The organism is Paenibacillus sp. FSL K6-1330 (assembly GCF_037976825.1).
GTDB lineage: Bacteria > Bacillota > Bacilli > Paenibacillales > Paenibacillaceae > Paenibacillus_AQ.
Genome location: NZ_CP150269.1, coordinates 425,003 through 440,009, shown reverse-complemented (window position 1 = coordinate 440,009; position 15,007 = coordinate 425,003). Strand labels below are relative to the sequence as shown.

The 15,007-nt window shown below is 48.1% G+C and carries 11 protein-coding genes; all 11 read right to left on the bottom strand.

All coding sequences use genetic code 11. The annotated features are described in order from the left end of the window. Positions 1-28 precede the first annotated feature (28 nt). The 11 genes from NYE54_RS01975 to NYE54_RS01925 all read right to left on the bottom strand — a co-directional run bounded on the left by NYE54_RS01975 (position 29) and on the right by NYE54_RS01925 (position 14,930). Positions 29-1,294: a TerD family protein gene (locus NYE54_RS01975; protein ID WP_339269632.1), complete on the bottom strand. Its 1,266-nt coding sequence runs from the start codon at positions 1,292-1,294 to the stop codon at positions 29-31. A 60-nt stretch (positions 1,295-1,354) separates the two neighbouring features. Continuing rightward, positions 1,355-1,936, bottom strand: a complete 582-nt coding sequence (locus NYE54_RS01970; RefSeq protein WP_339269630.1) for a TerD family protein — start codon at positions 1,934-1,936, stop codon at positions 1,355-1,357. 26 nt (positions 1,937-1,962) lie between these two features. Beyond that, on the bottom strand, positions 1,963-2,541 hold the full coding sequence (locus NYE54_RS01965) for a TerD family protein (protein ID WP_339269628.1): 579 nt from the start codon (positions 2,539-2,541) through the stop codon (positions 1,963-1,965). Between the two features lie 82 nt (positions 2,542-2,623). After that, positions 2,624-3,196, bottom strand: coding sequence for a TerD family protein (locus NYE54_RS01960; protein ID WP_339269626.1), 573 nt, complete (start codon positions 3,194-3,196; stop codon positions 2,624-2,626). Between the two features lie 24 nt (positions 3,197-3,220). Further along, entirely contained in the window at positions 3,221-3,820 is a 600-nt protein-coding gene (locus NYE54_RS01955) for a TerD family protein (protein WP_339269624.1), read from the bottom strand. Between the two features lie 482 nt (positions 3,821-4,302). Further along, positions 4,303-7,158, bottom strand: a complete 2,856-nt coding sequence (locus NYE54_RS01950; RefSeq protein WP_339269622.1) for a DUF4855 domain-containing protein — start codon at positions 7,156-7,158, stop codon at positions 4,303-4,305. Positions 7,159-7,346: 188 nt separating this feature from the next. Continuing rightward, positions 7,347-8,897 (bottom strand): extracellular solute-binding protein, encoded by a 1,551-nt coding sequence (locus NYE54_RS01945; protein WP_339269620.1) that lies wholly within the window; start codon positions 8,895-8,897, stop codon positions 7,347-7,349. Positions 8,898-9,005: 108 nt separating this feature from the next. Continuing rightward, positions 9,006-9,872 carry a carbohydrate ABC transporter permease gene (locus tag NYE54_RS01940; RefSeq protein WP_339269618.1) on the bottom strand — a complete coding sequence of 289 codons (867 nt, stop codon included), beginning with the start codon at positions 9,870-9,872 and terminating at the stop codon, positions 9,006-9,008. 59 nt (positions 9,873-9,931) lie between these two features. After that, positions 9,932-10,867, bottom strand: coding sequence for an ABC transporter permease subunit (locus NYE54_RS01935; RefSeq protein WP_339269616.1), 936 nt, complete (start codon positions 10,865-10,867; stop codon positions 9,932-9,934). A gap of 174 nt (positions 10,868-11,041) precedes the next feature. Further along, the gene (locus NYE54_RS01930; protein WP_339269614.1) at positions 11,042-13,270 is read right to left on the bottom strand and encodes an AraC family transcriptional regulator; all 2,229 of its coding nucleotides are present in this window, start codon (positions 13,268-13,270) and stop codon (positions 11,042-11,044) included. A gap of 388 nt (positions 13,271-13,658) precedes the next feature. Beyond that, positions 13,659-14,930, bottom strand: coding sequence for an endonuclease/exonuclease/phosphatase family protein (locus tag NYE54_RS01925; protein ID WP_339269613.1), 1,272 nt, complete (start codon positions 14,928-14,930; stop codon positions 13,659-13,661). Positions 14,931-15,007: the final 77 nt, after the last annotated feature.

Genomic DNA, 15,007 nt, shown 5'->3' with positions numbered 1-15,007 from the left:
GCTTGAGATTCCCCCATAGAAATTAAAATTATTTAGACCCTGTAGTCCATCTCATTCCCCAACCATATGCCCGATCTAACTCTTGATGCCCAGAGAAATACTCCACAAGTCTTTCAATGCTGAAAGTTTGGTCTTTCACGTTACGAATCATCGCAATTGCGCACATACCCTTTCGGTTGTTATGCTCGTCCATACGAACAACGATATCTGGTCCGCCTTTTTGCGTTATCGTTACGACTCCATCGGCTTCTGACCAGTTCGTTACACCCTCGTATATAAAGGCAAACACAAGGACCCTTTTAATTTCGGAAATATGATGGCCGTTAATTCTAAGGTTCTCACCTCCGACAACCGTTCCCGTTCGATCGTCCCCATCAAGGGAAATGTAGGGCGAGCGATTCAGAGAACCAAAGCGATTCCCTAATGCCTGAATTACACTCTTGCTACCATCCTTAAGCTCGAATAAGCAGCCTAAGTCAAGGTCTACCCCCTTATTTCCGAAAAACCCCTTCTGTTTCTTTTGGTTCCAATTTAAATTAACAAGAATTTCACCTAGAGAACCGGAGCCCTTTTCAAGGTTGATTACATCTCCGCGTTTCTTCAGTTCTATCTTTGAAAGGTTAACTGGTGGTTTGGGTGTGGGTGATACTGGTGTAGGTGGTACCGGTGTAGGTGCTGGAGTGCCCGATTCAGACGATATGTCCGTAGAATTGTTGGATGGCTGCTCTTTGACCTCAATGCCGTAGCTGCTGCATAAAGCGGCCAACCCACCTGAGTAACCAGAACCTATGGCATTAAACTTCCACTCGCCATTGTATCTATACAATTCTCCTACAACGATTGCTGTTTCTACAGAAAAAGATTTCCCGATGTTAAAGCGAATAATTTCGCTCCCGCTCGTAGGATCTATAATACGAATGTAAGTATCATCAACCTGGGAAAAATCCTGCCCTCTTTTTTCGCCATCATAGATGGTTAACGCAAAAGAAATGCGATCGTATTGGGATGGAATATTTCTTAGTGATACTGATACTTGAGCTTGATCCGTTATTCCTGAATAGGTTTGCCTATTTGATATAACGGAAATGGAATTACCATGATTGGTCGGATTTCCGTAAAATATCAGATCCTCATCTTTGGTTACTTTTGAGTTTGGTGCTAGTAAAAATGCCGAGAAATCAACATCAAGGGAACTATTTCTGTTACCCCATCCCATTCCTATGATGACATTAGTCAGGTTGGGGTTGTTTTTAGTAAGGTCACCTTTTTGACCTTTTACAAGGGAGACCGTCACGGATATCAACCTTTCATTATTTGAAAATATGATTACACAGAAATGCTCTAAATGGTTATGTTACTGGGCATCCAAACCATAGTTTTTGCAAAGCGCAGATAATCCACCTGTGAACCCCGACCCGATCGCCTGAAATTTCCAATCGGAACCATGACGATATAATTCACAAATGACGACAGCAGTTTCCAGAGAAAAGTCTTCTCCCAGATCATATCGCGCGATTTCCCTATTCGTTTCTGCGTCTAGTACACGAACAAAGGAATTAGATACATGACCAAAATTTTGATTTCGAGATGCTGCATCGTGTATCGTTACCGTGATGCCAATGCGGTAAATATGTTGCGGAATTAAGGAAAAGTCGATAATGATTTGCTCGTCATCACCTTCCCCCTCACCAGTCCGATTATCACCTGTATGAACAACAGAACCATTAGCCGTCTTAGGATTGTTATAGAACACAAAATCATCAGCGCTTTTAGCTCTACCATCTTCATGAAGCAAAAATGCAGATGCATCCAGATCGTAGTCTTGACCAGTATTGTACTTATTAATATCCCAACCAAGGCCAATATGTACTTTTTTCAAACCTGGGTTCGTCTTGGTTAAATCAATACGTTGTCCTTTGGATAAACTTATCGTCATGCTATTCGCTTCTCCTTTCTCGTTAATTAGATACTTACACCAAAATCCCGGCAAAGGCCCGCTAATCCATCTTGAAAGCCACTGCCAACAGCGCTAAATTTCCATTCGGCACCATGGCGGTACAGCTCACCAACTACAACCGCAGTTTCCACAGAGTAATCTTCACCGAGGTCATAGCGAATGAGTTCTTCTCCAGAAGCTTCACTTACAACACGCACATACGAGTTAGCAACTTGTCCAAAGTTTTGATTTCTCTCTTGGGCCTCATGAATCGTAATACAAAATGCTATTTTATTTATATCAGCTGGTATATTGGCAAGGTCGATTTTAACGGTTTCATCGTCTCCTGCACCCTCGCCTGTCCTATTATCACCCGAAAGAACGATAGAATTATTGCTGTTAGATGGGTTGTTATAGAACATAAAGTCTGCGTCTGAGCTTACCTTACCATTTTCATTAAGGCAAAAAGCAGTTGCATCCAGATCGAAATCTTTCCCTCCATCATATTTATTGGTATCCCACCCCAGTCCAACAATAACTTTAGTCAAGCCCGGATTGGATTTTGTCAGGTCAACTTTTTGACCTTTCGCCAAGTTAACTGCCATAAATATCGTCCCCTTAAAGTGATTTGCCCATAAAAATGGACCGCCTGTCAGATAGACGGCCCATTTATAAGGCTTTTAATGGTTAAAGTCCAAAATCACGAACAAGCCCGGACAAACCGTCCTTGTAGCCGCTCCCTACCGCGTTAAATTTCCACTCACCATTGTTGCGGTACAGTTCACCTACAACAATCGCGGTTTCTACGGAAAAGTCTTCTCCAAGGTCATAACGAAGGAGTTCCACATTCGTATCTTCGTTAACAATGCGAACGAAGGCATTGGATACTTGTCCAAAGTTTTGGTTACGTCCAGTCGCATCATGAATGGTGATGCAAAAGGAGATTTTATCGACTTCAGCCGGTACAGCAGAAAGGTCTACCTTTAATTGTTCATCATCTCCATCGCCTTCACCAGTCAGGTTGTCACCGGTATGTAGTACAGACCCATTGATGTTTTCCTTATTGTTATAAAAAATAAAGTCTTTTTCGCTACCAGCTTTTCCCGTAGCGTTTAGGCAGAATGCAGAGGCATCCAAATCAAAGTCTTGGCCTCCATCATATTTATTTGTATCCCATCCCAAACCGACAACTACTTTAGTCAGCCCCGGATTAGTTTTCGTAAGATCGATCTTTTGGCCTTTTTCCAAGCTAATAGACATAGATACAACTCCTCTTGATATAAATTAAGTATACCGCTGGGCTAAATCATTAATGTGGGGAGCGTGTGCTCCTTCACCTAAGGCATTGAACTTCCATTCGCCATTGTGTCGGTAAATTTCACCAACGAGAAGAGCTGTCATCCCGGCATAACTATCAGTTAAATTGAATCGTACGATTTCTTGATTGTTCGAAGGGTTAACAACACGAATGAATGCTGATTGAATCATCCCAAAATCTTGTCTGCGAGATACACAATCATATATGTTTACAACCATTAATATCTTTTCGATGTCCGACGGAACTTTAGCAAGATCAACAATAATTTGCTCATCATCTCCGTCACCATCACCGGTAATGTTATCTCCTGTATGTCGAACGGAACCGCATGGACTTTGGGTGTTATAAAAACAAATGACGTTTTCCTCTTTCGACAATTTACCATTTGCATTGAGCAGCAATGCAGAAGCATCACAGTCGATGTTCGCGGTTGTATTTTTCCGGGCAAAAAAGCCCTTGCCTTTAGTCTCGGCTGGATCCCATCCTAAGCCAACAATGATGTTCGAAAGTCCAGCGTTGCCTTTGGTTAAATCAACTTTTTGACCTTTTACCAGAGAAATTGTCACGGTTATCACCTCCTCTCGAAATAGTTCTTTATAACTAGATTTTAGAGTATGATCCAACTTAAAACCCAATTTAAAGACATCTATTTATATTATCGGTATTAATACGTTAAAGATTTCTAAAAGATTCAGATATTAGGTAAAAAAATATTAAAAATCACTAATAATCGTCAATATTTGCTAAAATACATTCCTCAATTTGGATATTCAGTCATCTTAAGTGTTTACTATCCACTATCTTTTGTCAATCTTTAAGTGTTTTTGCGTATAAACAAAAAAATCCCCATGACTTCCATCATGGGGACTAAGACTTAATCAATAAATTATGGTGTCAATTTGGTGGTTTTCTTCCCCTGCCATATCGAGATGCGCCACATATTTCTCATGTAGTCATCAAGACCGATTCGAAAGCAAAAGCCACGAGCCACATCATGGAAATCAGGACATATGCCATCGGAACCTGAGCTCGTGCTGGAAATAACTCATCAGTCCTTTTTATTGTACTCGAATGAAATCTTAACGGGATCCGACATTCCTTCCATAGACAGATAGGCGTCGCAAGTTCCCTTTAAATTGCCGGTAAGCTTGATCATGAATTCGAAACTTCCCGTTTCTGTACTGGTCGTCTGGCCTTCGTAGCGAACTTTCCCTTTCGAATCGAGTATTTTCAAATTCACTTGGGACTGGCTGCCGTTCACGACCAGACCGTCGATTGTCAATTTCTTCGCAGCGGCATCCACCACGGCTCTTGCGCCGTCGATACCCGTCTCACCTCCTGCCTGATCATCCGTACCGAGAACTTCGATTTCATCCAGGAAGACCCAAACATTGACCGGGAATTCGACTTTAACGTAGCGGGCAGACACTTTATCGGCTCCAGCTTTCCCCGGCACACCGTCTGTTATTCCGCTCCAACCCACGAACTCGGCCGAGGCAGCATCCTGTGCCGGTGGCGGAGAAACGGTTGCCAGCGTGCTCCAGGATTGGCCGTCAGATGAAACAGAAAATGTGACATTCTGAGGAAATTGGATGCCAGGCCCTTTATCCTGAAGAAAATGGGCTCTAATTGCCCCGATCGATTTGTTACCGTCCAAATCAAATGTGATGGTGCGGCTTCGTTCGTCAGGGTAGTCGCTTCCCGCATGGGCCTGCCACTGCTCGGTGCGGTAATCCGTCCCGCCGAATCGGCCGTCCGTAAGTTCGTTCCCGGAATCGGGATAGTTGCTGTTAGGCTGCTGTGAAATTGTATAGCTTTGGCCAAGAACCAGATTGCTGAGTCCCCCTCCGTCAGACCAGGTTTGAATGAGAACTTGGGCGTAGGAATCAAGCACCGTTGCGGCCGGGACCGAAATCAACCCTTGCGCTTGGACGGCCGGGTCGTGAATGTGCGCGAGGAAATCCTGCATATACGTCACAGCGTCCTTCGGCTTGTTATCGTCCAGAAGAAACTTGATGGTCTGCAATCGATACGTCAAATCATTACCAAAAGCCGAATTGATTTCGTTCGACTCGACATAACGCTGTACAAGCTCCGTCATCGTCTCCGGCGCCGGACTGCTGTCAGTGGCGTACATTCCGTTCAAATACTGATACAGCCAGTCATACATTAAACGCAAACTTGGATCCTTGCTTACCCCTAAGTTGTATACTGCATTATTGCCTTGATAGTGAGCTCTGAAGCCATTTTGCATCAGACCGGATCTGACGCCGCTGTCCAAGTATTCGACAAAACGCTGACGAAGTACGGGATCTGTCAGCATTCCGTCATCAAATTCAACTTCGTTCCCCATTCCGTACCGCTTTGCAGTATCTGTAGCATCGTCCAGACGGTCGGAATCCATTCCGCCGAAGAAATAGTTAGGCTGAAGCGCCGCGGCATCGAACCCTACGTCTTTCCACATAAACATTTTGTAAGCATATGAGTGTGGAATCCAGAAAACCTTCATGTTCATGGCGTGCACTTTATCCGACACCATGCGAGCTATGTCCGGTCCTGATTCGGATATGTCGATTTGTTCCGGCATCCAGTACATGCCGACAAGCTCAAGATTAGAGTAGTTGGCAGCCTGCCATCTTTGCTGGGTCTGGTCCAGCCACCACTGCACCGCTTTTCCTCTGTTTTCAGACGCTTTTTCTTTGCCTACGACGGAGTCGTTGAAATTCAAGGAACCGCTACCGTCAATGTCGCCAAAATCTGTTAAGGATTCCCCTGGATTCGGAATCATTAACACAACCTTGACTTGATGATCGGGCTGTTTCAGCTTGGCCCCAACTTCCTTGGCGGCCTCATTCAACTGCTGCATATCGCCCGTGGCTGCAAATGTTTTATCCAAATACCATTTCCAATCGTCCAGGTTCGTTTGTCCCTGACCGAAATCGCGACCAGCAGGCGAAGCAATTCCGAGGTATAGAACGCCGTCATAAAGCCAATCGACCGGCTCGCCGTCTTTATTTACATAGCTGATATTAGGGATAATCCGTTCCTTCTTCCAATCGCCCAAACCATTCGCGTATTGCCCGTTATATAGCAGATTCAGATTCCGGATCCCGGCCGTAGCTTCTCCCGGCTCCAAAAAACGATGCTGCTCGGCAGGAACCTTTACCGCCCCTTCAATCTTGCCGTCCATACCCATAATTTCGATTTCGTCAATGTATTCCCACTGTGTAGGATGCATATAAAAGATTACCTTCACATAACGGGCATAAGCCAGCTTGCCATCCGTATTCCCGCCTTTGATTCCGTCCCGGCTGCCATCCCATTCAAAAGTCTCCTGTCTGGGCGGTCCTGCTCCCCATAGCAGCTGCGTAGCGTTATGTGAAAGCAGCCCCCAATTTTCCTTATCGTCAGAGACATACATCGATACCGACAGCGGCACGAGGATCGAGTTCGTCGGATAATCCTGGAGAAAACGAGCGGTTATCTTCCCGACCGACTTTTCCTCCCCCAGATCAAATACGATTTCGCGCGCTTTTCCGTGCTGATGCCCTACCCATGCCGGGTCGTTCATATCCAATGCGCCGTATTTACCGTCTGTAAGCTTGTATCCGTCATCGGGATGCGAAGCTTCCGGAGCTTCAGACCATTCGTACGGGAGGCCGGCCGCAAGATTGCGGAATTGCGTCTCCTCTACTTCCGAAGATGCTGCTGCTTGATTCTCGTCTCTTGCTAGTGGTGCCTGTTCCACTTCCGGTTCACCAGCTTTCGTCGGTTGATTGACTTCAATTGCCGCTTGCAGGTCCGTCACATCCGGAACAAGCGATTTCGCCTGAACCGCAGAGACCGGAGCCATTAGTAATACGGCTGCCATAAATCCGGATATCCAGTTTTTATTCAAATTCATCAAGGCCAGCTCCTTTTCTTTATTCTCGAGTACAGAAATATCAAAACCTTTAAACTCTTATTTCTGTTCCGGGTGAACGCTAAATTGGATCCCCCCTTTCGCGAAATCTGGCATACGCAAGCAGCAGCGCGTATAAGATCGGCTTCCTCCAAAAGAGGAAGCCGTCACCACCACGTACTGATTCTGGTCTATTTCGCTTTTGCCGCCAGGAACTCATCGATTTGCTTTTGCAGTTCCTGCTGAATTTTTTTGAGGGCAGGGCCAGCTTCCGCTTCGAATTTTTTCAATGTTTCGTCCGGATCGATCACCCCGTTGAACAGCGCCGTGTAGTATTGTCCATCGACTGTATTGTACTGGCTGATTTCGTTTTGCACCGGGGCACTATCAAATTCGAAACCGGCCAAAATATCGGTGGTGAACATATCGGCATCGCGAAGCACGGCATCCATTTCATCATTCTTCGGATCGCCACCCACAACACTGCGCTCATCGACCGGATTCCATAGCCAGACATAGCCGAATGCAGAGTAGCCGGATGTATCCAGGTTTTTCATTTTGTCTTCTCCTGCCGCTTCCCAATGCTTCCCTTCAATTCCGTAAGAGAGCAGGTCGTAGTTTTCCTTCTCATTCGCCCAGTTCAGGAACATAATCGCCCGCTCCTTGTTTTTGCTTACCTTCGGAACAGCCAGGAAATTCCACTGCTTAAAATTGGTGAGATTCGCGCCTTTTTCCGGGTTAAAGAAGGTGACCGTTTCCAGCTCGCCGTCCGGTACATTGTTCTTAAATGTGTTCTTGAAGGAATCGCCGATACCGAACGCGCCGTTTGTGACGATTGCTATTTTGCCTGCCGAGATCGGTTGGTGGAAATCTTTCGTCGTCAAAATGTCCTTGAAAATCAGTCCGTCTTTAAACCATTTGTGCGTGTTCGCCAGCCACGTTCCGATCGGTTCCCGATCCTCCAGCAAATTGTATACTTTCCCGTCGTTGTTCTTATAGTAGAGCATCAAGCTGTTGCCGAGCGCGTGGGTCGGCCTGACATGAGTTTCGTAATCGTTCAGCGCATGGTGATTGACGAATGAATACGTGTAAGAACCTGCGCTCATCGGAATGATGTCTTTCTTCTGTTCCTTCACCTTGTAGGCGAATGCAATCAGTTCATCATACGTCTTGATCGGCGGTATGCCGAGCTTCTCGCGAATGTCTTTGCGCACCATGTAGGAATTGCCGGACATGTAGCTGACGCCGAGCGGGACGGCCATAATTTTGCCGCCGTATTTGTTGTAGTCCCACATTTGCTGCGGCCGTTTCTCCAGCACCGTTTGGCCGTACTGGGCCAACAGGTCATCCAGCGGTTCATAGAAACCGCTTGCAATCATTTGGTTGATGTGCAGCCATGGCGCATCAAAGATAAGATCGATGTTTTCGCCGGAAGCGAGCGTCACCTGTGTCTTTTGCGCCAGATCGGACCAAGGCACGAACACGATATCAAGCTTGACATTGATCGTATCCTTCATTCGCTTCTCTGCTTCGGCGATGACTAAATCCATATCCGGCGGCCGGTCGCCAGGAATCATGATTTTCAAGGTGACCTCTTCAAGTTTGGCGTCACCGCTCACGCCATCTCCGGTCTGACCCGACGGTCCGGGCGTCTTCCCTTCCCCTTCGTTCTTGCCCGAACAACCTGCAATCGCGACAAGCGCGATCAATAACACGAGCGCGATGGACAAGAGTCTTTTCATTGTTCATTCCCCCTGTTTCAAAAAATAGAAAAAAAGGCGGATGGGCCGGTTCGAAAACGGCAGCACTCGAAAGCTCGAACCGGTCAAACGCGCTTCCCGCTTGCCGCTCTACCCTTTTACCGATCCAAGTGTCAAACCTTTAATAAAGAAGCGCTGTATGAAGGGATAGACGAACACGATCGGGCCGATGGTAACGCAGACGATCGCCAGCTGCATGCCATAGGTCGGCACGACGACGTTGTACTGCGTCTGGCTCCCGCTCACATAAGCCATAACATTCAAATTGGACATAAGCTGGCGTATCATCATCTGCAGCGGCAGCATCTTGTAATTGTCGATAAACAGCAATGACAAATACCAGTCGTTCCAATATTGCAGTGCGTAGAACAGGCTCACCGTGGCGATTACAGGCAGCGAAATCGGCCAGATGATCCGAAAGAAAATAAAGATATCATTGGCTCCGTCCACAGTCGCAGCTTCATTCAATTCATACGGCAGCGTCCGGTAGTAGGAGACAAGAATGAAGGCATAGAACGGATTAAGCAGATAGGGCAAAATAAGCGCCCAAACCGAGTCTTTCAGGTGCAGCCAGTTGGCAATCAGCATGTAGAAGCCGACCAGCCCTGCACCGAACAGCATCGTCAGGAAGGTCAGAAACGATAAAATGTTGCGATATTTCACTTTCCGGTGGCTCAGCGTGTACGCATAGGCAGCTGTCAAAAGGACACCCAGCGCCGTGCCGGCGATCGTCACGATAATCGTGATGCCGTAGCTTAGAAACACCTGCTTGCCGGAGAGCAGAAATTTGTACGCATGGAGACTGAATTTGCTCGGCAGCAACTGGTACCCCGCCGTCTGCAGAAGCGATTCATCAGCGAACGAGTTGATGAACACAATCCAGAACGGAATGAAGCAAAACAGCGCAAACGCGCCCAGCACCGCGTACATCAGAATAAGAAACAACCGTTCTCTCATGTCGATCACACCTTACATGACCCGGCGAACCGGGCCACTGCCCGTTTCGCCGAACCCTTTTAGAATAGTCTTGAATCCGCGTCCACCCTGCGCGCGATCGCATTGAAGATCAGAATCGTGACGAGCCCCATGCAGGACTGGTACACGATGACGGCAGACGACATGCTGAAATTACCCAGCTGCCGCAGCGCCCGAAATGCATACGTATCGATGACATCTGTCGTCGGAAAGAGTACGCCGTTATCTCCGATAATCGCGTAAATCATGCCAAAATCGCCGTAAAAAATACGGCCAATGCCAAGCAGCGCCAATACCATCACCGTCGGCCGCATCAACGGCAGCGTTATGTAGAGCATCTGTTGCATCCGGCTCGCACCTTCAATTCGGGCGCTCTCATAATATTCTGCGGAGATGCCCGTAATGACGGCCAAAAAAATAATGGAATTATATCCGGCCATCTTCCAGGCGCTAATCATGGTTAAGATATACGGCCATACGCCAGGCGACAAATACCAGTCCACTCCTTCGTAGCCAAGGGCGACAAGCGCGCGGTTAATCAGTCCCTCCGATGTGCTGAATAGCGTCAAGGCCATCATGCTGACGACAAGCCATGAAATAAAATACGGTAAAAAAATAAAGGATTGCGTGATTCGCTTGAACAGCCTGTTTCGGATTTCGTTCAGGAAGATCGCCAGCACGACCGCGCTGCCGAGGCCGGATAGAAGAAACAGCGCATTCAGGAAAACGGTATTCAGCGTCACCCGTAGCCAGTCTTTCCCATTGAAGAAAAACTCGAAGTTTTTAAATCCAACCCATTCGCTCCCCCATATTCCATCCGATAGCCGGTAATTCTGGAAGGCAAGCAGATGCCCCAGCATGGGCATATACGCGAATACGACCAAAAACGCAATGCCGGGCAGCGCAAGCAAGTACAAATACCGGTTCCGCGACAGCTCACGCACAATCGGCCACCCGAACCTTTTCCGTCGCTCCAAAAAGCGTCCCTCCTTTCTTGTGGGCTTGCAGGATTCGAACGGAGCCATCGTAGCATTCACGGCGCGGCTTGCCTAGTTCTCATTGGCCGGATTGGGTTCTCGCGTGGCTAAAATCGCGAGCGTTCGCCGGTTGTTATTGGTCTGGCCAGTTCTCAATCGCCGCCACCCCGCCTGCTAATTCGCAGAGTTCCCGCCCATCTGCCGCGTCGTCCGCTCCAACCGCTCGCTCGCCTTACTGTCGCGGTATTGGCTTGGCGTCATGCCGGTCGCTTTCTTAAATGCGGTGAAAAAGTGGCTTTTCGTCTGAAAACCGGACTGCTCTGCAATCTCGGTGATCTGCATGCTGGTCTGCTCCAGCAGCTCCTTAACCTTTCCGAGCCGCTCGTTCAAGATGAAATTCGATAGAGGCATGCCATATTGTTCGTGAAACAGTTGCCGGACGTATTTGGCCGACAAAGCGATATGGTCAGCGATATCATCTACCGACAGCATCGGGTCATGGGTATGATAGCGGACATACTCGATGATTTCCCCAATCAGCTTTTCCTTGCGACTGAATCCCTTTTGGTCGCTAAGTTGCCGGATAATCCGCCCAGTCTCGTCCTTCAGCCATTCGCGGACCTCGGTAAGCGTGGCGAACTGCCTCAAATGGCGCTCAATCCCTTCAACACTCTGAATAGACATCATTTTGCTGAACGACTTGACGATCGCAAACAGAAGCAGCTTCAATTGGAATTGGCACTCGGTATACTTCATCGTCTGCAGGCGCGTGAACACCCCCTCCAGCATGGCCAGCACCTTCTCCTCTTTGCCGCTGCGAATCGTCTGGATCAAGCTTTCTTGCACGGCGGAGTCGATCGGCGCTTGTAAATCGGCATACCGCTCAAAGTCTTGTTCAACGTAGATTTTGTCATCACCACTGACAAACTTGAATAATGTCAGCTCGTTCATATCGTCGTATACTTTGCGTAAATCATCATGCACACGCCGCGCTGAGCTTTCGGCGATCGTCACGTCCAGCTTTACGTGACGGGTGACTTGACGACTAAGCTCCTTCAGCTCTTTAGTCAACTCGGGATCAGGGAGGGAGCTAACAGTGCCAACCAGCACGACCAGATGGTCGGTCCCAAAATCGACCACCTCGATCGGCCGTTCAGGTGTGCCCAGCAGCTCCTCTGCGATATTGCCGATTGCATACTTGAGCAGCTTGCGAGAGACGAAATCATACCGCTCGGATATCTCATAATAGGAGTCGATCTTGATAACAGCCAATCGAAGCCACTCATAGTCAAGCAGGCAAGATTCGCGGACAATCGCCGCTCTGGCGCCGTCAGTCAGCCTGCCCTGCAACAGCCATTGCCGCAAATATTCGGTCTTGATCAGCGGATAATGATCGCGAAGCATAACGACGCCCTGCTCGATGACGCCGTAATCGTTCTCCCCCTTCACGCCTAGCTTCCGCTGCAGTTGATCCGCCAGCCGACGGAATGGTCCGACGAAACGGCGCGAATTCCAATAGGCGACCAGAAGCAGCGCGATGAGCAGCAGCAGCGAGCAGGCGATGATGACGGTTTTAAATGCCCCTGCCTTTTCGCGAAATTGTTTCATTTCAGTGACAGATATAATAGTCCACTCCGACGATTCCATTCGGGCGTAGTTGACGAACGCTGCCCCTCCCGCTCTGTTCAACTCGAATGAACCTTCCTTCACTCCCGGTTGGATGTTATAGATGGTCTCCTCAAGCCGCTCATCCTGTTCCCCCAGAATCCATTTTCCTCGATCATCCACAATAGTAAGCAGCGTATCCGCTCTTTCACCGCTTGAGATCAAATGCTTCTGGAGCTCCTTCTTGTCGAACAGGACAACAAGATACCCATCGCGGTTTTTCTGCACAGGAGTCGAGGGTAGCTGAAGAGCCAAATACGATTTATTTCCTATCTGGTGGTCAAAATAACGCAGGAAGGCCCCGGGAGTACGCTCAATTCGCTGCAGCATCGGCTGATCGGCAAATTCCTCGAACGGAATCAACCCAACTTTGGAGTCGATCACCTCACGTTTGCGAAAGCTAAATAAGTAAGCGGTTTCAATATAAGGTTCGTTAGATAAATATTTAGTCAACACCCCCATCGCGCTGGCATTTTGCAGCAGATCGTCGGCGGAAGCATACATCCAGTTTTGCACGGTACGGTCTTCGTACATGGTCAGACTGTACCATTTCAGCTTAGCCAGGATGTACTCGACCCGCTCCGCCATTTCGTTGATGCGGTCCTGATTAAACGTTCCCATCTGGGAATAAGCGTAATGCGAAAATCGGTTGGCCAGAAACAACGAGAGCGGTATGATGGTCATTGCAAAAAAGATGCCGCTTATCACAAATATGCGCCAGGATGTCGATCTGAACATAATGTCCCTCAGTCCCCCTTCGTCAATGGCAGTTCTCTTATGACTAATATGTCCTATCATAATGCACCCCTTTTCTGTTTGCCTAGTTCTCATTTGTCCGTCAAGTTCTATTTTTCCGGATTCGCCTGCAGCATACGTCCACGATCTGCAGTAAGTGCAGGAATACACAGTAGGACTGGCCCCAGGGAATGAGACAAATAAAAACACCTTCAAGTAAATGCAACCATATCGTCAGATATGGAAACAATCTTGAAGGTGTTTTGTCCGTGGCAACAAGAGTAAGTTACTCCGTGGTAATCAAGATGAGGGCAATAAAGCTTAGATTATCGACGTTCCAGTTCGAGAAACCTTGGAACAGCTCAATGCAACGTAAGTGTTCTGCACCATTTCATCGCCCTGCGTTCGACCCGATTGTAAATGTCGTTCGCGCCAATTCAGTATATCCGTCGTCGGCGAGCAGTATGGCATCGTAAGTTCCGGCCGATAGGCTCAAGGAGTCGAAGCTGATCGTCCCGTTCGGCTGCTGCCCTTCGCTTGCATACTTCCAAACGATCGACGGATTGCTGATACCCGGAATTATGCCTTCCTGGTAAATGCCGATCCAATCCTTGCTGCCCGATGCGCTCGTATATGTTACGAGCACAGTTTCTTCTTGAGCATATGCCGGCTTATCCGTACATATCGTTACTCTGTCCGACAAATGGGGGGTCGGAGCGAGCTGCGCGCGGAATGTGGAGACAATTGCACGATGATCGGACGGCCAAGGCGCAAGCACAATATCCGAATAGGGCCCGTTTTCGCCGACGATTTTGCTGCCAAGCGTAGTCGATGGTCCCGACGCATACACAAAATCGATGCGGTCATGTACTTCATTCGTGCCGATTTGTCCGTTTTCCCCCGGCGTCCACGTATTGGCAGGATGCTTAACCGGATTCGAGCGAATTTCACGGTATGAGTCGCGGAAATTCAACTGTTGCAGCTTCGCAGACACGGGCCATTGGATTGAAACGCCAAAATGATTGCTTTTTGTTGCATTCGTCCAGTCGAGGTGGGACGGCACGTTAAAATCGCCCGTAAGAAATACCGATAGTCCGCGGCTCGCAAGGTTCGGCAGCACTTCGAACCGACTCTTCATCTCCGCCATATGATATTTTTTTTCGTTGCTCAGCACATCATGTATAGATTTCCCGTCCCGTATGTCATAAGGCCCGTACGGATACGCAGACAGATGCACGTTGCTCATCGCAACCACTTTGCCCGGCCTGACCTCGATGTAAACATACTCTCGCTGGTGTGCGTTGATAATGGGAAACCGACTCATGATGTTATGGCCTTCGGCATAATAAAAACCGAGCTTTTGCGCAAGCGCGGCAAGATTGCCACCTGGCTCCTGGATGCCGACGATATCGGCTCCGGCTGTCCGGATCGCCTCGGCGGTTTGATCGAAAGACACAACGCCTCCCCCAAGCCAAATGTTGAAGGTCATAACCTTCAGATCAACCGTTTCCTCATGCACCGCACTTGTAACGTTTGCTTTAGCTAATGCTGGAGTGCTGAACCCGGCCAGCAGCTTCACCGCTGCATTGCAAACAGCAACAACAACTGCAATACGGACCCGCTTGTGACGATGAAACAAGGTTTGGAGGGTGCATACCATCATGCAACCAACCTCTTTTCTAATGATTTTTTGAACCATCACTTCAGGCGTGCATCTCAAAGCTGCAATATTGACGACAC

Coding starts and splice junctions, on each gene's coding strand:
- NYE54_RS01970 (WP_339269630.1), bottom strand. CDS start 1,936: ATGACGATAAGTTTATCCAAAGGACAACGTATTGATTTAACCAAGACG.
- NYE54_RS01965 (WP_339269628.1), bottom strand. CDS start 2,541: ATGGCAGTTAACTTGGCGAAAGGTCAAAAAGTTGACCTGACAAAATCC.
- NYE54_RS01960 (WP_339269626.1), bottom strand. CDS start 3,196: ATGTCTATTAGCTTGGAAAAAGGCCAAAAGATCGATCTTACGAAAACT.
- NYE54_RS01950 (WP_339269622.1), bottom strand. CDS start 7,158: ATGAATTTGAATAAAAACTGGATATCCGGATTTATGGCAGCCGTATTA.
- NYE54_RS01945 (WP_339269620.1), bottom strand. CDS start 8,897: ATGAAAAGACTCTTGTCCATCGCGCTCGTGTTATTGATCGCGCTTGTC.
- NYE54_RS01940 (WP_339269618.1), bottom strand. CDS start 9,872: ATGAGAGAACGGTTGTTTCTTATTCTGATGTACGCGGTGCTGGGCGCG.
- NYE54_RS01930 (WP_339269614.1), bottom strand. CDS start 13,270: ATGTTCAGATCGACATCCTGGCGCATATTTGTGATAAGCGGCATCTTT.
- NYE54_RS01925 (WP_339269613.1), bottom strand. CDS start 14,930: ATGATGGTATGCACCCTCCAAACCTTGTTTCATCGTCACAAGCGGGTC.